26 protein-coding genes are annotated in these 24313 nt (G+C 53.8%); 6 read left to right on the top strand and 20 right to left on the bottom strand.

Going from position 1 to position 24313, the window contains the following annotated elements:
* Positions 1-104: 104 nt before the first annotated feature.
* Complete coding sequence (locus tag CHB92_RS07125) at positions 105-1442, bottom strand: amylo-alpha-1,6-glucosidase (RefSeq protein WP_245842365.1); 1338 nt, start codon at positions 1440-1442, stop codon at positions 105-107.
* Positions 1414-3024, bottom strand: a complete 1611-nt coding sequence (locus CHB92_RS07120; protein ID WP_089318503.1) for a vitamin K epoxide reductase family protein — start codon at positions 3022-3024, stop codon at positions 1414-1416. The genes CHB92_RS07125 and CHB92_RS07120 overlap by 29 nt, the downstream gene beginning before the upstream one ends.
* On the opposite strand from CHB92_RS07120, the gene CHB92_RS25485 reads away from it, so the two are divergent.
* The 4 genes from CHB92_RS25485 (at position 2983) to CHB92_RS07110 (ending at position 4521) form a co-directional block, all read left to right on the top strand.
* Complete coding sequence (locus CHB92_RS25485; RefSeq protein ID WP_144266285.1) at positions 2983-3387, top strand: hypothetical protein; 405 nt, start codon at positions 2983-2985, stop codon at positions 3385-3387. The genes CHB92_RS07120 and CHB92_RS25485 overlap by 42 nt on opposite strands.
* Positions 3388-3508: 121 nt before the next feature.
* Positions 3509-3649: a hypothetical protein gene (locus CHB92_RS25760; RefSeq protein WP_179222980.1), complete on the top strand. Its 141-nt coding sequence runs from the start codon at positions 3509-3511 to the stop codon at positions 3647-3649.
* A gap of 5 nt (positions 3650-3654) precedes the next feature.
* Positions 3655-3948 carry a hypothetical protein gene (locus CHB92_RS07115; RefSeq protein ID WP_089318502.1) on the top strand — a complete coding sequence of 98 codons (294 nt, stop codon included), beginning with the start codon at positions 3655-3657 and terminating at the stop codon, positions 3946-3948.
* Positions 3949-4050: 102 nt separating this feature from the next.
* Positions 4051-4521, top strand: a complete 471-nt coding sequence (locus CHB92_RS07110) for an ArdC-like ssDNA-binding domain-containing protein (RefSeq protein ID WP_089318501.1) — start codon at positions 4051-4053, stop codon at positions 4519-4521.
* Positions 4522-4713: 192 nt separating this feature from the next.
* Here CHB92_RS07110 and CHB92_RS07105 read toward each other — a convergent pair whose 3' ends face one another.
* From CHB92_RS07105 to CHB92_RS07040, 14 genes are all read right to left on the bottom strand, one after another.
* Positions 4714-4971, bottom strand: coding sequence for a heavy-metal-associated domain-containing protein (locus CHB92_RS07105; protein ID WP_089318500.1), 258 nt, complete (start codon positions 4969-4971; stop codon positions 4714-4716).
* A 184-nt stretch (positions 4972-5155) separates the two neighbouring features.
* Positions 5156-7375 carry a heavy metal translocating P-type ATPase gene (locus tag CHB92_RS07100; RefSeq protein WP_245842363.1) on the bottom strand — a complete coding sequence of 740 codons (2220 nt, stop codon included), beginning with the start codon at positions 7373-7375 and terminating at the stop codon, positions 5156-5158.
* Between the two features lie 81 nt (positions 7376-7456).
* The gene (locus CHB92_RS07095) at positions 7457-7819 is read right to left on the bottom strand and encodes a four-helix bundle copper-binding protein (RefSeq protein ID WP_089318499.1); all 363 of its coding nucleotides are present in this window, start codon (positions 7817-7819) and stop codon (positions 7457-7459) included.
* Positions 7820-7904: 85 nt separating this feature from the next.
* Complete coding sequence (locus CHB92_RS07090; RefSeq protein WP_089318498.1) at positions 7905-8111, bottom strand: SHOCT domain-containing protein; 207 nt, start codon at positions 8109-8111, stop codon at positions 7905-7907.
* Between the two features lie 194 nt (positions 8112-8305).
* Positions 8306-8650, bottom strand: coding sequence for a hypothetical protein (locus CHB92_RS07085; protein WP_089318497.1), 345 nt, complete (start codon positions 8648-8650; stop codon positions 8306-8308).
* A gap of 118 nt (positions 8651-8768) precedes the next feature.
* Entirely contained in the window at positions 8769-9332 is a 564-nt protein-coding gene (locus CHB92_RS07080; RefSeq protein WP_179222979.1) for a helix-turn-helix domain-containing protein, read from the bottom strand.
* A gap of 13 nt (positions 9333-9345) precedes the next feature.
* Positions 9346-9990 (bottom strand): SCO family protein, encoded by a 645-nt coding sequence (locus tag CHB92_RS07075; RefSeq protein WP_089318495.1) that lies wholly within the window; start codon positions 9988-9990, stop codon positions 9346-9348.
* A gap of 4 nt (positions 9991-9994) precedes the next feature.
* Positions 9995-10477, bottom strand: a complete 483-nt coding sequence (locus tag CHB92_RS07070) for a hypothetical protein (RefSeq protein ID WP_089318494.1) — start codon at positions 10475-10477, stop codon at positions 9995-9997.
* A 60-nt stretch (positions 10478-10537) separates the two neighbouring features.
* On the bottom strand, positions 10538-10912 hold the full coding sequence (locus CHB92_RS07065; protein ID WP_089318493.1) for a heavy-metal-associated domain-containing protein: 375 nt from the start codon (positions 10910-10912) through the stop codon (positions 10538-10540).
* A 41-nt stretch (positions 10913-10953) separates the two neighbouring features.
* Positions 10954-11553 (bottom strand): DUF3347 domain-containing protein, encoded by a 600-nt coding sequence (locus CHB92_RS07060; protein ID WP_089318492.1) that lies wholly within the window; start codon positions 11551-11553, stop codon positions 10954-10956.
* Between the two features lie 28 nt (positions 11554-11581).
* Positions 11582-13402, bottom strand: coding sequence for an efflux RND transporter periplasmic adaptor subunit (locus CHB92_RS07055; RefSeq protein ID WP_218824239.1), 1821 nt, complete (start codon positions 13400-13402; stop codon positions 11582-11584).
* Positions 13383-14669 carry a TolC family protein gene (locus CHB92_RS07050; protein ID WP_089318491.1) on the bottom strand — a complete coding sequence of 429 codons (1287 nt, stop codon included), beginning with the start codon at positions 14667-14669 and terminating at the stop codon, positions 13383-13385. Before CHB92_RS07050 ends, CHB92_RS07055 begins: the two co-directional genes overlap by 20 nt.
* Positions 14666-18490 (bottom strand): efflux RND transporter permease subunit, encoded by a 3825-nt coding sequence (locus tag CHB92_RS07045; RefSeq protein ID WP_089318490.1) that lies wholly within the window; start codon positions 18488-18490, stop codon positions 14666-14668. The genes CHB92_RS07050 and CHB92_RS07045 overlap by 4 nt, the downstream gene beginning before the upstream one ends.
* Positions 18491-18595: 105 nt before the next feature.
* Entirely contained in the window at positions 18596-18982 is a 387-nt protein-coding gene (locus CHB92_RS07040; protein ID WP_089318489.1) for an HYC_CC_PP family protein, read from the bottom strand.
* Between the two features lie 376 nt (positions 18983-19358).
* On the opposite strand from CHB92_RS07040, the gene CHB92_RS07035 reads away from it, so the two are divergent.
* Entirely contained in the window at positions 19359-19823 is a 465-nt protein-coding gene (locus CHB92_RS07035; RefSeq protein ID WP_089318488.1) for a hypothetical protein, read from the top strand.
* A 70-nt stretch (positions 19824-19893) separates the two neighbouring features.
* The gene (gene rpe, locus CHB92_RS07030; RefSeq protein ID WP_245842361.1) at positions 19894-20571 is read left to right on the top strand and encodes a ribulose-phosphate 3-epimerase; all 678 of its coding nucleotides are present in this window, start codon (positions 19894-19896) and stop codon (positions 20569-20571) included.
* Positions 20572-20625: 54 nt separating this feature from the next.
* Here rpe and CHB92_RS07025 read toward each other — a convergent pair whose 3' ends face one another.
* From CHB92_RS07025 to CHB92_RS07005, 4 genes are all read right to left on the bottom strand, one after another.
* Positions 20626-21366, bottom strand: a complete 741-nt coding sequence (locus tag CHB92_RS07025) for a ZIP family metal transporter (RefSeq protein ID WP_089318487.1) — start codon at positions 21364-21366, stop codon at positions 20626-20628.
* 37 nt (positions 21367-21403) lie between these two features.
* Positions 21404-22036, bottom strand: a complete 633-nt coding sequence (locus CHB92_RS07020) for a hypothetical protein (RefSeq protein ID WP_089318486.1) — start codon at positions 22034-22036, stop codon at positions 21404-21406.
* Positions 22037-22273: 237 nt separating this feature from the next.
* A complete protein-coding gene (locus CHB92_RS07010; RefSeq protein WP_179222978.1) occupies positions 22274-22711 on the bottom strand; it encodes an EF-hand domain-containing protein in 438 nt (145 codons plus the stop codon).
* An 80-nt stretch (positions 22712-22791) separates the two neighbouring features.
* Complete coding sequence (locus CHB92_RS07005) at positions 22792-24171, bottom strand: sodium:calcium exchanger (protein ID WP_089318484.1); 1380 nt, start codon at positions 24169-24171, stop codon at positions 22792-22794.
* Positions 24172-24313 lie beyond the last annotated feature (142 nt).

The raw sequence follows: 24313 nt of genomic DNA, 5'->3' as shown, positions 1-24313 counted from the left end.
GTTTTCATTTTATAGGTTAAACAATAGGTTTAAAGATGTTATTTTGAACGGTATCCGGGTGCAAAAAGGTTTTGACTGCGATAGGTCTAAAGAAGATTTCTACGTTACGTGTCTCCCTCATCCTGCTGCCTTTTGATCATGTCTACCACAAGCCCTGACCAGGTGAAATCCTCGGCCCCGTGGCCCTCGCCGGTGAAAGGATTGTAGTACTCCCGGAAGCCGCTTCCGGAAACCAGCCGCTTGACACTAAGAAGCAGTTCCCGTGCCTCCTGTTTATATCCCTTCTCCAGCAGGTAGCCCTGCATGAACCAGTTAAAGACAACCCAAGTGGGGCCGCGCCAGATGTAGAGGGAGCTGTTCGGGTTGAAGGCAGGCTCGTCTGTGGCCAGCGAGGGAACAGGATAGGGCACATGGAAGCCGTCCTTGTCCAGCAGGTGTCTCTCCAGCACTTTTCGGCACACCTCATCCGACACGCTCTTGAGTACCACAGGGAAAAAGATGGTGCCGGTGCGCACTTTAAGCTTTTTGAAGTGGTGCCCGTAGAGGTCGTAGAAAGCAGCGTCCTCTTCGTCGTACATGTAGCGGAGGATGCTCTTCTCCGTCTGCCTTGCCATGGAGAGAAAACCCGGACCATCTTCATCTCCTGCTAGCTGACACAGCTCAGCCATGACCTCAAGGTTCTGTGCGTAGATGGTGTTGAAGGCGGCGTCCTTTACCACGAATTTATTGCTCTTATAGATGCGGCGCAGGTCATAGCCTTTCAGGAAGTTGTGGGCATCCACCTGCAGCACTTTCCAGAAAAGCAGCGGGCCTGCTTTCCCTTTGGTAAACTTCAGCAGGGGGTCGTAGCTCGCTTTCCAGTCCATGCCAGACTCAAAGGGCGTGATGATAGAAAGCAGCCCCTCTCCCTCAAAGTCCCTGTTCTCTGCCAGCCACCGGTAGTATTTCTTAAGTTTTGGCAGCATCTCCCTTAAGAATGCCCCATCATGCGAATATCGATAAACCCGCAGCACGGCCTGCGCAACAATGGGAGGCTGCACCAAAGCTGACATATGCGGCTTGTAGAGCCGAAGCACATCCCGGGGCCTCAATTGGAGCAAGTCTGTGACACGTGCAGGCCACAGGCGCTTCCAGTAACTCATGTGCCCCACGAAGCCGTCAGGGCGCTGCATCTGAAAGAGGCTGCGCACATGCTCCTTGGCCATCTTCTCCTCACCGAAGGCACTCAGGATGAAGACATGAAAACAGGTGTCCCAGAAGTACTGAAACGGGTAAGTGCCAGGGGAGGGTTTGGTGTAATGATAGTCAAACCCGGCTTTCCGCCCACTGATCATGTTTTTGTAGAGCACCTCCCGTACGCCCGTCTTTAGCTCCTCGTCCGACAGGATGTCTGCCTCATTTGGCTGCACACTACTACTTGATGTACGCGTCCCACTCTGCATAGCGTTGTGTTTTAGGGCCCAAAGGAATAGCCAGGCCTGCCACTCCCAAACCCAGCAACAAACCAGTTATACTTAAACCAAGGGGGCTACTGCTTAAAAACCACGGCGCCACCGCCACAGCCAGCCCGAGCAGGATGTTAAAGTAGCGGCAGATGCGCAGCGGCTCTCCCATACTGATCAACGATACAACCACAATAAGGGAACCGCTCAAATGGTAGATGTCGGCCACCGTTTCCTGAATGCCTACTCCAAAGACTCCTGGTGCTGCCACCAGCGCCGCTCCTAAAAGCGTGGCAATAGAAAGGCTCCAGGGAAAGCTGATTCCCCAGATGGAGGCGCTGTACACCGGCCCCGGCTTCTGCGGAAACTCCATCATGTCAGGGGCCTCGTCTTTTTCACCACTTTCAATCGTGCCGCCTTCCCAGAACAGCTTCCAGAACCCCTGCCCCCTTTCTTTCAGCTTCTTTTTCATAAACTGTATCATAGCGATTACCTCATCCACCTCCAATGGTATCATAGGGATCATGATTGCCGCTGCCAAAAGGCAGAAGGTGCACCAAGCGCCCACAATCACCGGCTGGCTGATGACCAGGAAGATGTGCACCAGCCCCAGCGGGATGACCAGGATGCCGAACACGGCCACCATCCAGGGCATCGTACGCCAGCGGGTAGGGGCTCCCATCCAGCCCATCAGGAACTCAAAGGTGTAGGCAATGGCGCCCAGTCCGGCGTCCGAGATAGGCATGGAATGGGACATGGCCGAATTGAGCACCTGCTCGCTCTGCTGCCCAAAGAAAGGGTCCCACACGGAGTCGATGTAGCCCAGTTGGAAAGCCGTCAGGTAGCGCGACACGAGCCAGCCGACAAAGCCCAGCACCATCATGATCCAGCGTTGCGGCCAGCTGGAGGGATTGTAGCTCCAGCCCGGAGGCGTGGCAGGCCCCATCTTCATGTACATGATCATGTTGGGCATTCCCGGTATGAGGATGGTGAGGCCTATAATGAGCGCACCTACCATTGTATCGTTGAGATAGGCTACTGCCGTAGGAGACCAGAAGATAATGGGAGCCATGGTGAGCCAGATACCGACAAAGCAGCAGACCCAGAGGCTGACGGGGCGGTTAGGCGTGAGCCCCCGCCAGCCGAAAAAGATCAGCAAGGCCCCGCTGATGATGTCGCTCCACTTCATAAAAGCGATGCGCTGCTCCATTGAGAGCCATACGCTCCTTCCCCCCGATGGCTGCACTGTGCCTATGCTGTAGTCAAAGGTGAGAGGAGAGAGCAGCACCCAGGCACCGAGAATAATGATCATCCAGTACACCCACAGCGTCTGCATGTGGTGCATGTGCAGCATCTTCTTCCGCATCTCCTCCGACATGTCCATGTTGTGTCCGCCGTGTTTTTCCTGTTGATGCGCTTCATGCCGGTAGTCACCTCTTTTGTGCTGACCCTGCCCGTCTCCTTGCATCTGTTTGTTATGTTCTCTTATCTGCTTCTCTGCCATGGGCCTGGTGACACCGCGCATACCCATGCCGTCCTGATGCTTGCCGTTGCCTTGGTTTTTATCCTGACCTTTGTCCATCGTTATAGTTTCTTTTTGCTTTGCTTCAAGTTTGACTGCAAGGTGCTTGCTGAAGGCAGTGCTGTTGCAAAGAAAGCAGCGCAGCTTTTTCTTCGTAGAGTCAAGGGTTATGAGAAGAGGAGGCGTCTGAGCCTCTGTTTAGGTCGTTTCCTTTGCAGGCTTACTCAAACTTACACTGCTGTGGCATTCCCTTATGTACAAGATGCTCTGGAGCAAAGCGCATGTAATTTAAGTTTTACATATTCTGTTCCTGTTTTACAAGGCCTCAATCAAAAGGTTTTACATATTCATGCTTTGCTTTTACATATTTTGTGTAAAGCAAAGCACATAGCGGTTCCATTCTACTTTATCTCTGCAGGCTAAGAAGAAAGTGCTTGGACATGCCGGGCGGCTAAAGCTACTTTGACTGTGCTGCCCATTTATGATAAGGCAAGAGCCGTGTAAAGGCACATAGAGCTGGCTTTTAAACTAAAGCCTAAAGCTTATGATCCTGAAGCTGCGGGAAGCAGGTTTGATGACAAGCAGGGAAGCTGCCAGCCTTTGCCTGGTGCGCTTCACCAGGACTACAGAGCAGGCTGAAGCATGCCTAAGGGAGCTGGAAGAAAGATACCCCGACAGGAAATAGAGCCCATGGAACAGCCCACACCATCACCGGACATAAAGCAGCCCTTCTACAGGCTGGCAACTAACAGGGGTGCCGCTGAAAGCACATTCGATAGCCGTCCCCTGCTCCAGTTGCTGACAGAAGAAATCACCCCGCTGGAGATGGCGCGCACCCTGGACCAGGTGTACACGCTGCTTTCAGAGTACCTGGTCAGCGACGCCCATACAAGCGGAATGCACTACGCCGGCCTCCTCTCCGATTTGCGGCGGATGCGGGACGCCCTGCTGCAGGGAAGCGGCCAGTTCGATACCCGCAAATAGCCCGAAGGAGAGATGACCTCCCATGGCTAAAGAAGCAGCGAAGCTTTTTTCACCATTCTATAGAATAGTATTTATCTCATACATCCACCAAATTCCATTCCTATGAACGCATTCGAAAAATTCAACCAGTTGGCAGAACAGGTAACAAACGAAATCATCACGCAGCTGGAGCAGGGCAAGGTGCCCTGGCAAAAGCCCTGGACCTCCTACGGCCTCCCGAAGAACTACCTGTCGGGCCGGCACTACGAAGGCTTCAATGCTTTTTACCTCCACTACATCACCGAGGAGAGGTGCTTCACCACGCCTTACTTCCTCACCTTCAAGCAGGCAAAGGAGCTGGGCGGGCACGTGAAGAAAGGCGAAAAAGGCTCCCCCATCCTCTACTGGAAAATCAGGGAGGAGAAAGAAAGTGAGTTTCTTTTTTCCATTGTCTCAGTATATTATCAATCTTTGAAGCTTCATAGGCCGTCACCCTATCAAGCCAAATTTTACAGCCAACACAATGAAAGCACTTACTGCTTTGCACACTCTTGTACTCACACCGAAGCGCTTGGTTATCTACAAATAAGATGACCCTTTAGCCATCTTTTTTCCGGTTCATCAGCAACATAGGCAGCACGCAGGCCAACACCAGTGTGAGTAAGAGCTAGGTGCCCCAATCCCCATAGCCTTCTATGCCCAGCAGCGGCAGCCCAAAAGTCAGCGCCAGCGCCACAAGGCACCCTACCAGCATCCACTTCATCATGTTTCCCATACTTTTTCTTTTTAGCTTTTGCGCCTGTCGAACTTAAAGCCGATTGTTTCTACGGCCTCTTGCATCTGCGCAGGCGTCACAGCATTTGAGTCATAGGCTACCTTGGCCGATGCGTCGGAAAGATTTACTTCTGCCGATTTAACCCCCTCCAGTTTCGTCAGGGACCGTTTCACGCTGTTGGCACATCCACTGCAGGTCATCCCCCCTATGGGGAAATTTTCTTCTACTATACTTCCCGACTGGCTCTTATTCTGATTCTCTTTTTCCATGATTCTCTTCTTTTAGGTTTAACAAAATTGAACTGTGGTGATTCTTTCATCAGCTGTGCCTGAACTCCTTCACAGCCTCACTTAGGTCATACACCGGAGTTTGCAGAGACTTCTCTAAAATACTGGCCCCGATGGCTGACCGGTAGCCGTTTGCACAGTGAACCACCACAGGACTCTTACAAAACTATTTCAAGGTCTTCGCCTTCAGTCGAAGGCTATTTGTTACCACCGATACGGAGCTGAACGCCATGGCAGCGGCGGCAAACATAGGGTTCAGCAGAAAGCCGGTGAAAGGGTAAAGCACCCCCGCCGCGATCGGAATACCGGTCACATTATAAATAAAGGCCCAGAACAGGTTCTGCCGTATCGTCTTCACTGTTTCGTTGGAAAGCCTTATTGCAGTCACGATGTCCTCCAAATCACCTCTAATGAGCGTGATTTCGGCGCTCTCTATGGCAATGTCCGTCCCTGTACCCATGGCAATGCCAAGGTCTGCCTGCGCCAGGGCAGGGGAGTCGTTGATGCCGTCACCCACCATGGCCACCTTGAGCCCGCTGGCCTGAAGTTCTTTGATATAGGCGGCTTTATCGGCGGGCAATACCTCCGCCTTGATGTAATCCACCCCTGCCTGCTCTCCGATCGCCTCCGCTGTCTGCCGGTTGTCTCCTGTCAGCATGTGCACCGCCAGCCCCATCTGCTGCAGGGAGGCGATGGCCGCCTTCGAGGTTTCTTTGATAGTGTCCGCTATGGCGATGACGGCCACAGCCTCTGAGTCCTGCGCTACATAAATGATGGTTTTGGCCTCCCTGCTCAGCCGCTCCACTTCCTCCAGCAGGAAAGGTGAAACGTTTACCCCATTTTCATCCAGCAGTCTCCTGTTACCAATCAGAAACCGCTTGCTGTTGAAGCTTGCCTTTACGCCTTTCCCTGTCACGCTGTCAAAGGAATCCAGCAGAATGGCCTGTGAGTTTTCGGGCTTCAGGTGGTTGACAACAGCCATTGCCAGCGGGTGCTCCGACTGGGACTCCATTGCATATACAACATAGGAGGCTTCCTGCCTTGCATCGGGGGAAAGGTCCCAGAGAACATCCGTCACTTCCGGCTTGCCCTGCGTAATAGTGCCTGTCTTATCGAGCACAACCGCATTGAGTTTATGCGCCAGCTCCAAGCTCTCGGCATTCTTGATCAGGACACCTCTTTCAGCCCCCTTCCCGATACCTACCATGATAGCGGTGGGGGTTGCCAGGCCCAGCGCGCAGGGACAGGCGATGATTAGCACGGTGACTGCGGCGATCATGGCGTAGGTAATCTCGGGCTCGGGTCCCCATACGCTCCAGGCGACGAAGCTAAGAATAGCAATCACGATGACGATCGGAACAAACACGGACGCTATACGGTCTACCATTTTCTGGATAGGAGCCTTGCTTCCCTGCGCCTCCTGCACCAGCCTGATGATCTGGGCCAGCATAGTTTCGCTGCCCACCCGCTCGGCCACCATTTGAAAGCTGCCCGTCTTGTTGATGGTGGCCCCTATGACCGTGTCACCGGCCCCTTTCTCGACAGGAATAGACTCCCCTGTGATCATGCTCTCGTCCAGGACAGACTTTCCCTCTGTGATTTTCCCGTCTACCGGTACCTTCTCTCCCGGCCTGATCAGAATAATGTCCCCTTTTTCAACCTCCCCAATAGGAACCTCCAACTCCACACCCCCGCGAATGACCCTTGCAGTTTTTACGCCCAGGTTAACGAGTTTCTTGATAGCAGCGGAGGTACGGGACTTAGCCCTTTCCTCAAAGTACCTGCCCAGCAGGATCAGGGCGACAATAATAGCTGCCACTTCATAATACACATGTGGCTCCAGGCCCCTGCTTCTCAGGTAACCCGGGAAAAAGGTATTAAAGGCACTAAAGAGGAAGGCCGCTCCCGTTCCAAGCGCTATCAGTGTGTCCATGTTGGCGGAGAAGTGCCGGGCTCTCTTATAGGCAATGATGAAAAACTCCTTCCCGCTCCAGAATATAACAGGCACACTCAAAGCCAGCATGATCCAATCCGCGTAAGGAATACCGGGAAGAAGCATGGCGATCAGGACCACAGGAACGGAGAGCGCCATCGCCACCATGAGCTTTAGCCTGGTGTAACGCAATTTCTGTTCCTCACGCTCCTCGCGGCTTTCCTCTCCCGCCTTTTGGTTTATGATCAGGCTGTAGCCTATTTCCTCAACAGCCGCCTGTAGCTTGTCGGGAGTGGCCACCTCCGGCTCATGCTCCACCAGCACGCTGGAATCGGCGAAGTTCACGCTGGCTGACTTCACCCCCTCCACGTGGGAAAGCATGCTTTCAACGCTGTTAGCGCAGGAGGCGCAGGTCATGCCCTCCACTTCGTATCTGTCTTTAACTAAGCTCATCTTGTTTCACGTTCATACCTAAAGTAAAAGGCCCGCCTGAACAGGCAGGCCTTCACTTAATCCATCTTAGAAGTAGGCTTCTTAAGCGCCTACGCCTTTATAGTTCCTGCAGGCCTCCACGCAATCGCGGCAGATCTTGGCGCAAGCCTTGCACTCATGCTCTTCTTCTTTGTGGTTCTGGCACACATCCGCGCACTGCTGGCATGCTTCCGCGCAGAGGTCCACCATGCGCTGTGCAAACATGGAATTTGAGGCCACAAGACTCGCCGTCATGCGGCAAATTTTGGCGCAGTCCCGGCATGCTCTGAGGGCGCGCACCAGCTCATCCGTTCTATCATTGTCGAGGCATTCGTCAAAGCAGTGGTCGCACTCATCGGCGCACTGCGCCAAAATGTGTAGCAGATCCTGGTGTGGGCTGTTGTTGTGTTCGTGGTTGTGATTCATAGTTTTAAGTGTTTAGATGGTTAAAAATTGATTAAGGTATAAATGAAAAGCCTGCCTGCTCAGGCAGGCTTTGGGTAATACAGGTTTATTTCTTTAAGTCGCGCTCAAGCACTTCTCTGCGCTCTTCGTAAGCTTCTGTGCTCATCTCAAAGGAAGCGTACTTCTTGCGCAGCACGTCCAGCGGGCTTTCTTTTCCTCCGTCTTTGGAGGTGGAGAATAGCTCATAGAGCAGGACAAATAGCACGCCTGCGAATAGCAACGTACAGAAAAAACTAAATCCAAAAAATTCCATATTTATAATATTTTCAGTTAATCATTATTGATATATACTGTTTGCCTGGCTAAAGCAATGGTGCCTCGAGGGCGGACAGGGAGGGCAGCCAGACAAACAGCTAAAACCGGTGCCCCCCTTGTACTCATGTCCTTACAAATGCCACTCTAAAGCATGGCCTTTGCCTGCCCCGGCAGTAGTCTCCCGCTCTTAAATTAAAGCTTCTGGCTCTCCGGCTCTGTTGCTTTTTCCTTGTCTTCGCCCATCATGCCGTGCATGCTACACATGGAAGAGCCTTTTTTCATCGAAGCCATCATGTTGGCGCACATCTCCTTCATCTCCCTGCCTTCCATCATGGCCATGCATCCTTCCATGTCTTTACCCATCATGGCCATACAGTCTTTCATCTGGGCCTCATCCTGCATCATCGCCATACAGCCTGACTTCTTACCTTTTTCGTCCTGCTGCGGTTTGTTGTCCTGCGAGAACACGTTAAACGAGAACACCATCAGCAAGGCAATGGAAAGGGTGGCGAAAATCATCTTCATCTTAGTCTTCATAATCTGTCTTTTTAAGGTTGGTTGACAGAACGCCTACCTTAGCGTTCTTATAATAGTAAACCCCAAAAAAGACTTATCCGTTGTACAGGATTCCGGATGATATGTACAAGATTTTGCCTCACGCTTTACCCAAAGAACTTCTCTCCCTGTCTTCGGAATCCTTGTACTGGTTCACCGTCAGACCTGTCACGGATTTGAACTGGTTGGAAAGGTGGTGCACGCTGCTGTAGCCGAGCTTGCGGGCAATCTCACTCAGGTTCATCTCCCCGTACTCCAGCAGTTCCTTTACCTTCTCTATCTTCTGAAGGATAAGGTACTTTTCTATCGTAACACCCTCCCGTTTGGAGAACGTCTTACTCAGGCTGCTGTAGGACTGACCGACCCGTTCAGCGATATAGTCCGAGTTACGGAGACTGGTGGTCACATGACCCTGCACAAGATCCAGCGCCGCCAGCTTCACCTGCTCTACAAGTAGCTCGTCCCTGTCCTGGATCAGCTCAAAGTCATGCTTTTCCAGCACCTGCTTCACAGCAGCCATGTCCACCTGATCATGGTCAAAGATGGTGATCTCCCCCAGCCTGTCAATCTCAAACGCCACACCCAGTCCCTCCAGCTCTGTGCTTATGACCGTGATACAGCGGGGGCACACCATATTTCTAATTTGATATGTTGTTCCTTTCATAGGTCTGTATTTCTTATTTCTCCGTAAGGCGCTCTTCCTTGAGCAGCAGATCCATATCGCGCATGAGCTGGTCCACTTCCTCCGCTTTGGTGCCGTCATAGTGGCCTCTCACCCTGCGCTGGGAGTCTATCAGCAGGAAAGCGCCGCTGTGCACCAGCCCGCTTGGCTCCTTCTCATCTTCCATGGCACTCGCCATATAGCTGTTTTGGGCAATGTCGAAGATGGCATCCCTGTCACCCGTGATAAAGTGCCATTTCCCAGCGTCTACACCGAGTCGGTCGGCATAGTCTCTTAGCACCGCCACCGTGTCATGCGCCGGGTCAATGGAATGGGAGAGGAACTTCACGTTATCATTGCCCTGGTACTTCTCGTACACGCGAAGCATCTGGCTTTTCATCTTTGGGCAGATCGTGGGGCAGGAGGTGAAAAAGAAGTCAGCCACGTAGATGTCGCCCTGAAACGTCTCCGGCGTCACCAGGGAGCTGTCCTGGTCGGCAAAGGCAAAGTCAGGAATCGTGTGGTAAAGGGTGTCCCCCGCCTGTACCTCCCTTGGGCCCAGGATAGGCAGGCGCTCCTCCTTTTCCTTGCAGGAGAGGAGCATCACCATTATAAAGAGCAGGCTCAGGTGGAGGCTGTGTTTAAAAATTATGAGTTTCATTGGTCTATTCCTTATAGGGCGATTGTGTTTGTAGTGTGGATTTGGCAGCTGCTTCGCTGCTTTCCATCTGGCGCTTCACCACCAGTATCTCTCTTTTTTTAAGCTCCAGGTATTGCAATGCTATGGCTTTCCCTTCCGCATGGCTCGGGTCCTTATAGGTGCGCATCCACTGCATCATGGCCTCATCGGCCTCCTCCAGATCTTTAATGGCAAGCGCTAAAGCCGCTGCTTGCTCTTTGTCGGCTTCTTTTGCCGTGTCCAGCTGTGCGGCTTTTTCCTTCAGCTGCCTTTTCAGGTTCATCAGCGTTCCGATCCGGGGCATGAACGCATCATGCACGCCCATCACCTCCTGTTTCAGGGCCTCCACCTCGTCCGGGGCCGCTTCGTTTTCCACATCAGTGTCCTGCTGCCCGCAAGAAAGCAGGGCAAAGGCAAACAGGAGCGCTGTCAGAAAGGGGTGTAAGTAGTTTGTCGCTTTTCTTCTCATCACTACGGTAGTTGGCTTAATGAAAAAATGCAGGGGCCTTTCCTCCCCTGCATTTCAGTTTTATTTTCTCTCGTACTTGCAGCATCCCGGCAGGCTGTTGTAGGCCTCTTCTGTTGCCTTTACCTGCTCCGTGTCATGGCCCACGCTGGCAACCTGCTTCTGTATATCGGCCTCGGATACTTTGGCCGGGTCATACTTTACTGCCAGGGCTTTAGACTCCGCGTCCCACACTGCTGACTCAACGCCTTCCAGCCCCAGGGCGGCTTTTTCGATGCGCTTCTTGCACATCCCGCACTTTCCGTTCACTTCAAATGTGGCACTGGACTGTGCCTGTGCGATTGCGGTCTTTTCTCTACTGTTAGTGTCCTGTGCCTGTACTGAAACCATAGTAAAGGAGCCGAACATAAGGGCGAGCATTAAGATATTTTTTCTCATGATTGTGTTTGTGTTATAAAGGGTACTAAAATTTAATCTCATTAAAGCGTTTCTTCAACAGAGCCGCATCCGGGCATTTTCTGCCCCATAAAAGGATTTCTGACCTGCTCCTCAAAGCTCAGCCAGTTGGCTCCCTGGTTATTCAGGGCCATGGGGCAGTGCTGCCAGTAAAGCTTGTTTTCGGTTACATCATTATTCTTCACTACCTCATACAGCTCTTGTGACAGCCGGGCAAAAGACTGGCGCTGGCCCATGATGTCCTGAGCCTCGGCTAACTGACCAGCCAATTCTTTTAGCTGGCTCTGCTGCGCTTCGGTCAGTTCACTGTTCTCCAGGCCTTCCTGCAAGCTAGATGCCGCCTGTTGTACCTGCTCGTAATTGTCGTTCACCAGGGCGTTCTTGATGTCCATGTACGCCACGACAAACGCCGGCTCGCCTTCTGTGCTGACAGCAGCCACTGTTTCGCTCTCCTGCATCATTTCCATTTCTCCCATGTGGCCCATGCCTTCCATTTCACCCATGTCATCAGCCATTTCCATTCCTTCTGCTTCCCCGGCAGCCTGTTCGTTGTTACATGCTGTAAAGGTCAGCAACATGATCACTGCGATCATAGAGGTCCACTTTAAATTGTACTTTTTCATCTTTTAAAATTTAGGATATAAAAAACATTTACGGTTTGATCACATCTTTCACTTCCCCGCAAGTCAGCATCTGCGGCATGTACGGGTTGCGGATCTCTTCTACTTCGCTGAGCCAATAAGCTTTTACCATAGGGCAGTAATCCACGTACAGCGTTTGCCGCGCCCCGAAGGCCTCGACTATCTTAATTAAGGGCTGGGACAGGAAAATGAAGTTCTCGCGCTTTCCCTCTATGGTGTCCGCTTCTTTGCACAGCTTCGTGTGCTGGAGCAGGAATGCTTTCTTCTCCTCCCAGAATGCCTTCGCCTCCCCTTCCAGCACACTGTCGTCCACCTTTTGCAGGGCAACCAACAAGGCCGTGCTGTATTTGGCCGTTTCCGTTTCATCGGCCTCTACCAATGCCTCCTTTAAAAGCAGGTAGGCGTCTACCACGTCGTTCAGCTGTTTCTTGAAAGCGGCAGGGACTTTTCCGCGAAGGTCGACCACGTCCCCCTCCACGTACTTGAAGGTGCTGGTCTGGGAGGGAGCCCCCCCCGCTGCCGGCATGTCCATTCCCGGCATTCCGGCCATAGCGCCAGCGGCAGCCCCGGGATCAGCGCTCGGGTTCATCATGCTCACCTTGCCCTGCAGCTGGGCCGCCGCATCCACCTGGAACACGCCGTTGGTCACGACTTCCTCCCCGGGCCTCAGGCCGCTGTTCACCACATACATACCCCCCGCCTCAGGGCCAAGCTCCACTTCCCGGAACTCGAAGGTGGGTTGATCAAAGGCAGGATTCTTCACATAGACTACAGCGCGTTTTCCTGTCCACAGCACCGCCGTCCTCGGGATCATCAGGGCACTGGCAGATACGTCCAGCTCGCTCTGGAGCACGCCCTGCGCGAACATGTCGGGCTTTAACTTTCCATTCTCATTCTTCACCTCCGTCCGCACAGAGGCGGCGCGCGTGCCAGGGTTGATGACCGGGTCGATGAAGGTCACTTTGCTGGTGAACACCTCCCCTGGAAGGGACTGTACTGTGAAGCGAATCTCATCGCCTACCTCTATCCAGGGCAGCTCACTTTCATAGGCATCGAAGAGCACCCACAGGTCATCCAGGCCCGTCACCTGGAACAGGGGCTGCCCCTCGGTCACGTATTCCCCCACATTCACGTTTTTGGCTACGACCGTACCGGACTGCGGGGCGTAGATGTTCAGGTTATCCTGTAGCTTTCCGCCGCCTGCGATGCGGCTGATCTGCGCGTCGGACAGGTTCCAGAGCCTGAGCTTCCGAACTGCTGATTCATAGAAAGAGGGGTTCGTTTCCCGCAGTCGCGCCGCCACCTGCAGCTCTTTCTGCGCCGTAATAAGCTCCGGGGAATAGATGCTGGCCAGCAGCTGGCCTTTCTTCACTTCCTGTCCCGTAAAGTTCACGTACAGCCGCTCTATGCGCCCCGGGAAGCGCGCCGTTATGTCTGACACGGCTGTTTCCTCTGCCTTCACCTTTCCCGGGAGGTACACTTCCTTAGTCGGTTCTGCCTGCTGCACCACAGTCGTCTGTACGTTCGCCAGCTGGATAGCCGACTCCGTCATCTGGATCTCATTGACGGAGACAGTCGCCCCTCCCTCCTTCAGGGGGATAAGGTCCATGCCGCAGATAGGGCACTGCCCCGGTTCATTCATCCGTATCTGGGGGTGCATGGCGCAGGTCCAGATAGTGCCTTCGCCCTCATGGTCATGGGCCAGTTCCGTTTCCCCTTCCGCTACAGGTGCCTCGGACTCCCCGCCGAAGAAAACCCATCCCAGCAGCAGCCCGAGCACTAAAAATCCCAGGCCTAAATACACTGTTCTTTTATCTATTTTTTGTTTCATATTGGCTTCCCATTAAGTAGTTGATATTGTATACCTGGTTGTTCAGGGCCGTTCTGGCCTCCGCCAGTTCCAGGCGGTAGCTGAGCAGCTGCCGCTCCATGCGCAGCACCTCCTCAAAGCTGTTCCTACCGGTGGAGAACTCCTCCTGCAGCAGGCTAAAGGACTCCTCGGCCAGGTTAGAGAGCCTTTTGTATAACGCTACCCTTCTCCGTGCCTCCAACAGGTCCCGGTACTCTTCCTCGAGTTCCGTGAGCAGTTGGTTCTCCAGGTTTTCTTTCTGTAGCTCCACGGCCTCCTTTTCCAGCAGGGCCTCCTGTTGCATGGCCTTGTACTTTTTTCTGTAGATCGGCACCCTGATGCCGACCTGCGGGAAGAGAAAGGCATCCTGCCCATTGTCGGGCATTTCTACATCATTCCGGGGTGCAACATTTGTGTAGCCTGCCCCCAGCGTAAAGGAGGGGAGCCCCATTTTCTCGGCCACCTCCACTTGGTTCTCGTACACCAAAGCCTCCTGACGGAGCCGCTCCAAGCGGGGGTTCTCCGCCAGTAAGACTTTGTATATCTCTTCCTTTTCCAGCAGCAGCTCTTCCTCCCAGAGGGAATCCGGAAAGGCGACAGGCTCCTCCAGGTCCGTGTTCAGCAATTGCTCGAACTTGGTGACCAAGGGCTCTTTGCTGTCCACCAAGTACTCGAGCCTGCTGCGTAGCTCTTCTTCTTCCATCTCGACCTGGAGCACGGCTGACAGCCCTGCCTGCCCTGTCTCAAAGTACACCTGCGCCAGTTCTTTGAAAGAAGTGAGAATCTCCAGGTTCTCCTCCGTGATTTGCGTGGCCACCTGAAGGTAGTACAGGTCGTTGTAGGTGACCCGAATGTCCCGGTATAGCTCCAGCTTGGCCTCCTCAAAGGCCTGTAGCCGCACCTTTGCCCGCTGAGCGGCTACGCGCTCCTGCGCCTCCAGGGTACCGAACCAGGGGAACATCTGGCTTGCCGAGAAAGTGGCTTTCTGCTCCCCCACACGCGTCTCGATGGGCTTGATGAAGTAGCCAAATGTAACCTGCGGGTCAGGCAGCGTTCCGACCTGCGGTATCTGCTCTAAAGCCGCTAGGTACTGGGTGAACAGCGCCTTGAGCCTTGGGTTGTTCTCTGCCCCCTGCACCAGGTACCTGTCTACCTGCCTGCTGCCTTGCGCCTGCGAGAGCAGGGGCAGCAGCGCCAGACTGAAGGCAAGGAGCCACATTGTTATCTGCTTATATTTTATATTTCTCATGATGCTTTCGCTAATGCTTTTGGTTTATTTGCCCACTTTCTTTCCTGCCACATGCTGTAGAGCACCGGCACCACAAACATGGTGATGGACTGAATGAACATCCCCCCGAAAGTCGGGATGGCCATCGGAATCATGATGTCCGAGCCTTTACCGGTCGAGGTCAGGACAGGCAGTAAGGCAATGATGGTGGTGGCGGTGGTCATAACGGCTGGCCTTACCCGCTGGCTCCCGGCCATGATAACGGCTTTGCGGATGGAGTCCCTGTCGGTGGTCTCTTCCCTCGCAAACACCTGCTTGAGGTAAGTGCCCATCAGCACACCGTCGTCGGTAGCCACCCCGAAGAGGGCGATAAAGCCTACCCACACAGCCACGCTCAGGTTGATAGGACGTATCTGAAACACGTCCCGCATGTTCTCCCCAAAGAGGGTGAAGTCCAGGAACCACCCCTGGTTATAGAGCCACAGCAGGATGAATCCCCCGGAAAAGGCCACGAATACCCCTGAGAAAGCCATCAGCGTTGGCTGCACCTCCCCAAACTGGAAGTAGAGCAGCAGGAATATAGCTGCCAGGCTGATGGGGATGACGATGGACAAGGTCTTGGCCGCCCGAAGCTGATTCTCGTAGTTTCCCGCGAATTTATAGCTCACGCCGGCCGGCACCTCAAACTCTCCCGAGGCGATCTTCTCATTGATGACCTCCTGTGCGTTCTCCACCACCTCTACCTCCGCGTAGCCATCCTCTTTGTCGAAGATGACGTACCCGAGCAGGTAAGTGTCCTCACTCTTGATGTTCTGCGGCCCCTGCACATAGTTTAGCTCTGCCAGTTGGCCCAGCGGCACCTGCGCCCCGGTAGGGGTAGGAACAAGCAGGCCCTTCACGTCCTCCGGGTTATCCCTGAACTCCCGGGCGTAACGCACCCGCACAGAATACCGCTCGCGTCCCTCCACCGTGGTGGTCATGCCCATGCCTCCGATGGCCGCATTGATGATGCGCTGCACATCGGCTATGGAAAGGCCGTAGCGGGCGATAGCCTGCCGGTCAATGTCAAACTCCATGTAAGGCTTTCCAACCACCCTGTCCGCAAAGACCGAGGCATCCTTCACCCCGGGCACCTCCTTGAGGATATTCTCCATCTGCAGGCCCACCTTCTCAATCGTCTTCAGGTCAGGCCCGAATACCTTCAGGCCCATGGGTGCCCGCATCCCGGTTGACAGCATGATCAGGCGTGTGGCAATGGGCTGTAGTTTCGGGGCCGAGGTCATGCCCGGCAGGTTAGAAACGGCCACAATCTCCTCCCAAATGTCGTCCGGGGACTGGATGTGGTCCCGCCACTGGCGGAAATACTCCCCGCTCGGGTCCGGCACCAGCAGAGACACATCCAGGTCAGCGCGTTCCATGGTCTCCGGGTCGAACACCTCCCCGTTTTTGAGCACATACTGGCCCTCGTCATTCACTTTGAAAGCAACGCGGTAACCGTCCTGGTCCCGCACATACTCTGACTTGTAGTTGATGACGTTCTCATACATGGAGATAGGGGCCGGGTCAAGGGCCGTGGCCGCGCGCCCCCACTTCCCGACCGTCACGTCCACCTCCGGGATAGCCGTCACGAGCAGGTCGAGCTGGCGGATTGTCTCAATGTTTTCCTCCACGCCGGAATGCGGCATCGTGGAAGGCATCAGCAGGAAAGAACCTTCGTTCAGCGGCGGCATGAACTCTTCCCCGGCACCCGGGAAAGTCTCGCTCACAGCCACCCAGCCTTCTGTCTCCCGCACGTTCCATCCCAGCTTCTCCGCCCCCGTGGCCACAAAGCCGAAAACTCTGTCAAAGCCCTGCCAGGCGAAAAGGCCAAACAGCACAATGCCGATTGGGATGGAGAGGAATTTCCACTTGTTGTCCAGGCACCAGGACAGTATAGGCTGGTAGTACTTCACCATAGAAAGCAGGACACCCAGCACAAGCGCAATGACACCTGCCACGAAAATTAAGTTGGTGACGTAGCTGTGGCCGGCGCCCAGCGGCAGCCACTCCCTTGTCAGGAAGTAAAGCACCCCCACGAGCACAATGCCGATGTTGATGTAATTGGTGTATTGCTTTTTGCCCTCTGGCCAGTAAGGCTCCAGCAGGTTGTTCACTCCAAGAGCAAGGAGCACTAACCCTGCCCATGGCACATAGAACAGCACCAGCACACCTAAGGCGATGAGGCTGAAGTTCCATATCCTCCTGGTTTTGCTCTTGCCGAACCCGAGGGAGAAGAGCGCATGTGCGAGCGCGGGAATGACCACGATGCCCACGAAAAGGGCCGCCAAAAGCGCAAAGGTTTTGGTGAAGGCCAGGGGGCCGAACAGCTTTCCTTCCTGCCCCGTCATAGCGAAAACGGGAATAAAACTGATAACTGTCGTGGCCAGGGCCGTCAGCACGGCAGAGGCAATCTCGATAGTCCCCTCATAGATTACCTCCAGCTTCGATCGCCCCTCGTTGCCGGGCATCTCCAGGTGGCGGATGATGTTTTCGGTGAAGATGACCCCCACATCCAGCATGACCCCGATGGCGATGGCGATACCGGAAAGGGCCACAATGTTGGCGTCGACCCCGGCGTAGCGCATCACGATAAAGGTCATCAGCACCCCGATGGGGAGCAGGCTCGAGATCAGGATAGAGGCGCGCAGGTTCAGCACCAGGATAACCACCACAATGATACTGATGAGAATCTCCAGCGTGAGCGCCTCCTCCAGCGTTCCTAGGGTTTCATAGATAAGGCCAGTGCGGTCATAGAAAGGAACCACGGTTACCTTGGAGACGGTGCCGTCCGGCAGTACCTTACTTGGCAGGCCAGGCGCCATCTCCTCAATCTGTTCCTTCACATTGTTGATTACCGCCAGCGGGTTGGAGCCATAACGGGCCACCACAACGCCTCCTGTCGCTTCGGCTCCGCCCTTGTCCAGGCCACCTCGCCGGGTGGCGGGTCCCATCTGCACGCGGGCGACATCCCCTAGACGTATCGGCGTATTCTCGTTTACGGCCACCACGGCCTCTTCCAGGTCATTGATGCTCTCGATGTAGCCGAGGCCGCGAACCAAATACTCTGCTTTGTTGAACTCAATGGTGCGGGCACCCACATCCTGGTTGCTCTCCTGCACGGCCTCCATGATCTGGCTGACATTCACCCCATGGCTTTTCATGGCGATAGGGTCGATGTCGACCTGGTACTCTTTTATATACCCTCCGATGGAGGCTACCTCAGATACGCCTTCAGCGGATGCCAGGGAGTACTTCACATAAAAGTCCTGAATAGAACGCAGCTCCTGCGGGTCCCAGCCGCCGGTGGGCTCCCCTGTTTCGGGGTTGCGGCCCTCCAGGGTGTACCAGTATACCTGCCCCAGCGCTGTGGCGTCAGGCCCCAGCGCCGGCTGCACGCCTTCCGGCAGGGTGCCGGAAGGCAGGGAGTTGAGCTTCTCCAGGATTCGGGAGCGGCTCCAGTAAAACTCTACATCTTCCTCAAAGATAACATAGATGCTCGAAACACCGAAAATAGAGCTGCTTCGTATAGTTTTCACCCCCGGAACACCTAAAAGGGCTGTGGTCAGTGGGTAGGTCACCTGGTCCTCAATGTCCTGGGGGGATTTCCCCATCCACTCTGTATAGACGATTTGCTGGTTTTCCCCGATGTCCGGGATCGCATCGACCGGTACAGGGTCCCTGGGAATGAGGTCACTCTCCCAGTTAAATGGCGCTGTGGAGATACCCCAGGCCACGAAGGCAACAGTCAGCAAGGCTGTCACCAGTTTATTCACTAAGAAAAATCTGATTATTCTGTTAAGCATAGTTGTTTCTTGTTGTAAAGGAATAGACAACGCGGCTCAGCAAAGGCAAAGCCATAGGCAAACAACCCTTTATAAAGGGTGTACCTACATTAGAAAAACTATGTTTTAAATCAGGAAAGACTGAACCTTGAGGTAGATCTCAGATTCAGCTAAAGGAGGCTGTTTGGAATGAAATAAAAGCTTTCTGGACGGCTCGTCCAGGAGCAGGGCAAGCCGCAATTCATTGATGAAGCTAACAAGTACGAACTGCAGCTGGGGAGTAAACTTAATTGTCTGCTGATCGAGCTGGAAATCATCCTCCACCGACACATGGTCGGTGTCGCTATGGCAGTCGCAGTCAGCAGGCATGCTGTCTGGATCGCAGCAGGACTTGGCTTCAGTTCCTGCCGACACGCTTGCCAGGGTTTTTCCACAGAAATGCTTCGTCACAGCAAACCCTGCCGTGCTAACGAGCAAGGAGATGACTAAGAATATGTGGAACAGATTGCGCATTTATTAAGTACCCAACGCGGATAACAAAGGAATGGTTTCCTCCACTTCTGTAGAGGAAACGCCAGTTGTGCGTGTAAAGATAACACAAACAACAGTTTTAATCCAAATATTGTTGCACAAAACAAAGACGTCTCCATGAGGTAGTGACATCGCATCTCCCTTTTCTAGGCCATTGCGCCTGGCTAGTTGCTGCTGTCTGTGACGGCTTCTATGTGGGAATCAACGAAGGTGAAAGGCTAAAAAACGATTTGTTCTTTAAATGAAGTTCTCCCCTCCTTCATTTCCTTCGTTCAAGGCAAAGGCATGAGCTGAAAAAGGGAAAAGGTTGGAGAGAAGGCTTCTGATATCTTGAACTTTAACGAAACCATCAATGATTATGGGTGAGCAGTACATGGGTAAAACAAAAGGGAGAGGTGCTGTTATTCTTTCCGCCTGGATTCTGGCAATCGGCTTTCTGGTGAACCTTGTGTGGGAAAATGCACAAGCCTTCCTGTACGTGGGCTATGGTGGTTTCATGGAGCACTTTTGGATTTGCTTTGTTGCCTCAGTTATAGACGCCCTGGTGATTCTGCTGGTTTACCTCGTGCTTGCGCTTGTTTATAAAGATCTCTACTGGCCAGGGCACAACACCATTGTCCGGTATGCCGTGTTGGCTTTGATTGGCGGCGCACTCGCTGTTGGTTTTGAGCTGTGGGCGTTGGCAGTCGGGGAATGGAATTATACCTGTTTGATGCCCGTGCTTCCGGGTCTTGAGGTGGGACTGTCCCCGCTCATTCAGCTTATGGTGCTGCCTGTTCTTACATACCATCTAAGCTTACGCATGACCAGAAAAAAGGCTTGAGATAGTTGTAAACCTGCTTGTTTACCTTGCACAACCACTACTGTACTAGCGTTGCCGTAAACAAGGGCGCATGAAAGACAGAAACAACATGAAAGAACCTTTAGTAGCTCCCTCCATACTGTCTACAGACTTTGCCCACCTCGGCAGAACCTTAGCAACGGTAAACGAGAGTAAGGCTGACTGGCTGCACGTAGACGTGATGGACGGTGTGTTCGTCCCCAACATTTCCTTTGGCACGCCTGTACTCAAAGCGATTCAGCAGCACACTAAAAAGCCCGTAGAGCTGCACCTGATGATTGTGCAGCCTGAGCGCTACCTGGAGATATTCGCCCGATTCAACATAAGCCAGGTGACCGTGCACGCAGAAGCTTGCACGCACCTGCACAGCGTGGTACAGCAGATAAAGCGCCTTGGCTGCAAAGCTGGTGTTGCCCTGAACCCGCACACGCCTCTCGGGTGCTTGGAGTACGTTATCCAGGACCTGGACATGGTGTGCCTGATGTCTGTGAACCCCGGCTTTGGTGGGCAGAAGTTCATTCCTCAAACGCTTGACAAGATAAGCCGGCTTAGAGAGCTGATTAATAGGAAAGGCGCTGCTGCTTTGATCGAAGTGGACGGAGGAATCAACCAAACAAACGTAACGGAGGTGGTTAGCGCAGGGGCAGACGCTGTTGTGGCAGGAAGCAGCGTGTTTGACTCCAGTGACCCCAGGCAGGCGATTGCGGCCCTAAAGGGAGAACAGTCCTGAGACAGGGAAGAAGCACCACTGCTTTCCTGCTCATAACAGGCCTCAGACTCTTCACTACTCCCCCAGGTACACAGACAGAAAGGTAAACAGCGCAAAGCCCCCGGAAAGGAACAGTGCCGCCCACTTCGAGTCCGGCCTGTCATGCGCCTCCGTAAGCATCTCCTCTATAGCCACTGTCAGCAGTATACCGGCGACAAAAGCCAGGAGGCTCAGCTTCACGATTTCTGCACTGTCCCTGACAGCCCAAAAACCAACAGTTGCCCCAAGGAAGATGGGTATGGCGAAGGAGGCGGAAAGCAACAGGCGCTTTCCTCTGCTTACCCCCTTTGACTTAAAGGTGGCAATGGTGGCAAAGCCCTCTGGGATATCCGCCGGGACCTGCCCTATGGCCAGCAGCAGTCCCAGGCTCGCGGCCACTGTCGAGCCCGTGCCAATCATAACGCCGTCGCTAAACAAATCAATGGCCACGCCGATGTAGATGGCCACCGCCGCACTCATGCCTCTCTTGTTTTCACCGCCAAACCTGCTCTGCACATAGCCGATTGCCCCGTCCAAAAGGACAAAGAAGGCGCTGCCCGCAACAAACGCCAGAATCGGCACATAAGGCGGCTCCGCCTCCAGCGCCTCCGGCATCAGTTCCACCCCGATCACAGCTAGGATAATGCCCGCGGCCAGGTGCAGGGCCAGGCTGAGCGTCTTTTCAGATACGTTGAACACCTCTGCTAGAATTCCCCCGAAGAAATTCCCCAGGGCCGGCATAGCCGCATACATCAGAACTTGTAGGAACTCATTCATACTCGCTTAACAGGCTTTTATGATTTGAAATTGTTTGTCAGGAGGTAAGGCTCAGCAGCGGATTCTCCATATTGCTTCTGGCCTTCAACAGGAATGTATCATAGTAGCCCTGTTCTTTCCCGACTGCTATGTTTATAAAGAGGTCCCCGTCCCCAAGCATGGCCGGCAGCTGCGGCGCCCGGCTCCCCATGAGTACTTCTTTGAATGTTTCTTCTTCCTGCTGCAGGGCCAGTACCGTGACATGCGAGTCAACATCACCCAGGGCATCCTCTGTGAGCCTCAGGAGTAGCATGAGGTCCGGAACCTGGAAAAGAAGGCTTGCCTGGCCTTGCTCGCCATGCAACGGACTGTACGGGGCCTCCACCGGCACGAATCCCTTGTCAATCCCCACACCTTCTATGTCGTTGGCAACCACATCGTACTTCCAGGCGATGCGCAGGGGCTGCAGGTGACCGAACTGCCTTGCGCTCTCCGGGGTCTCCCTTATCATCACCCACAGGTTCTTCCCTTCCGACAGATCCGCAGCCTTGCTTAAGTACTGCTCTAGCTTTTTACGCGAATCACCGCTACTGCCTCTGCTATCATCACGAGGTACATTCTGAACGAAGGGTGGCGACACTGCGCTTAGGTAGCAGTAAAGCGCTTCTTCTCTATAAGTTTTGAACTCCATAAATGGCTTATTGTGGTGTACCTTCCTCCTATGACTGCCTGGGCCACTATGCTCAGGCAGTCACAGGTAAACAACCTTCTTTCCTTCTCATTTCAGCTTTTGTAATATTCCTTTCCAGCGCCCACTCCTTTGAGCGTTTCACTTTAATTAAGCAGTTTCTCGGCGGCATAGCGGCCGGCATATATCAGAACCTGTAAAACGTCATACATGCTAATCTAAGCGTCCTGTTGCCTTACCTCATTTCTTCGAGCTGCTGCCCTCTTTGTAGAGATCCACAAACTCCTTCTCACTCACCTGCATGTTCCCATCCTTGTCTGCAACTTCAAACAAACTTTCTCTGAACTCATCTTCTGTAACCTGATTGTCACCGTTCAGGTCCCACTCACCGAACTCCTCTACCTGATTAACCTTATAACCGCCCAGGTATTCGCTGGTACCTTCCCGCCACTCCTCTTCGCTCAGGTACTCATCGCCATCCCGGTTCCAGGCTTCGAAGTAGCCCATCTCGGCAACCGCCTCGTAAAACTCCCCGTCCTCCAGGTAATCGTTCTTATCCTCGTTGAACGCCTTGAAGAGCTTCGCCCCCTCACCCCCGTCGTTACAGGCAGAAAAGCTCAATCCCAAAAAGACTATCGACGCACAAACAGACAAGCTGTGCAGCTTCATTTTCTTCATAATTGCGGTTTAGCTAAAACACTTGTTTAACAATAACTGTAATCTCTGCTGCTATCACCAGAGAGTTCTTTAGGTAAAGGTTACCCTCCTCCCTGCGATCCGCTGCCCTCCCTGTACAGGCTCACAAACTCGCTTTCGCTTATCTGCATATCTGCGTCCTTGTCTACAGCCTCGAACAGGCCTTCCCTGAACTCCTCCTCAGAGACCTGGCTGTCGCCGTTCAGGTCCCACTCGCCAAACTCTTCTATCTGGTTAATCTTGTACCCTCCAAGGTACTCGCTGATGCCCGCTCTCCACTCGTCTTCGCTCAGGAATATATCGCCGTCTTGATTCCAGACCTCATAGTAACCCAACTCGGCCACTGCCCTGTAGAACTCCCCGTCCTCCAGGTAGTCGTTCTTGTCCAGGTTATAAGCTTTAAAAAGTTTTGCCCCTTCGCCTGACGGTCCGCCAAACACCTGGAGCACCCCAAACAGCATGACCCCGACATACACCGGCACGACAGCTCCCAGGGTGTAGACCTGCCAGCGGTTGAAGCCGTGCTCTTTGCCGGGGCCTCCCCAGTGGATGAAGGCGGCGTACAGGATGCCCACCAGCGCAGCAAAGCTCAGGACGGTGACGTACAGGGTGAAATCTTTAACAGGAACGGTCACCAGGGCAAGTGGCAGGAAAGCCACCGTCAGCGTGACGGCATGGTCCCCGATAACACTGGTGACACCCGATGTAATCTGCCCGGACTTGGCCACGTTCCAGGTGGCGAATATCTCCGGCAGGGCGGCCATGGGAGCTGTTATAAACAGGCCGCCTACAATCTTGGAAATACCCAGAGCGGAGACAATGTTTTCAGTTGCCTTTACCGTGAAGAAAGCCCCCAACCCCAGGGCAGCAAGGCCAGCTACAGCCAGGTAAATCTCCTTCTTTTTCCACTCTACCTGCTCACCCTCCTTCCTGCCCCGAAGCAGAGCCTGCGCCAGGTACACCAGGTATACGCCCAGCATGATCCAGCCATCCACAGGCTGCAGGCCCCGCCACTGCGCTGGAATGGTGAGAATGGCCACGATGGCGAGTATCACCAGGTAAGGGAGTGCCTGTACGGTAACGGCGGTGGGATCTACCTTCAGCAGGTGCTCTTTGACATGCTGCTGATGGTTCTTGCCCGCGTTCTCTTTTTTAAGGCTACGGGTGGCAATATAGGCGGTCACCACCATAAAGGGAATGGCGATGACGTTGGAGCCGAACATGGTGCCCAGGCCGATGTCGGCTACGCCTGTGACGGCGCTGGCCACGTTAATGCCTATCTCCGGGCTGGCAGCCGCCACACCTATTAGGGCTCCGCCGGCTGCCACGGAGAAGCCCCACTGCTTCCGCAGCTTCTTCAGGGGCTTTGCCAGGTGCTCTGCCCCCCAGTGCGCGGCCCAGACGGCGGCAACAAGGACAAGGGCCCAAATCCACACGCTCATACGGCACCCCCTTTCCTGCTGAAAGTTACCCAGGTGATCTTCTTCATCTTCATTATATTGTGAAATGTATGGTACCGGGTGCCGCTTTCTTTACGCGGCATGCCATCATTGGTTAAATCAACGGGCTCAGAGGGTGCTGCAG

This window comes from Pontibacter ummariensis (assembly GCF_900188175.1).
Lineage (GTDB): Bacteria > Bacteroidota > Bacteroidia > Cytophagales > Hymenobacteraceae > Pontibacter > Pontibacter ummariensis.
This window is presented reverse-complemented; position numbering and strand designations above follow the sequence as displayed.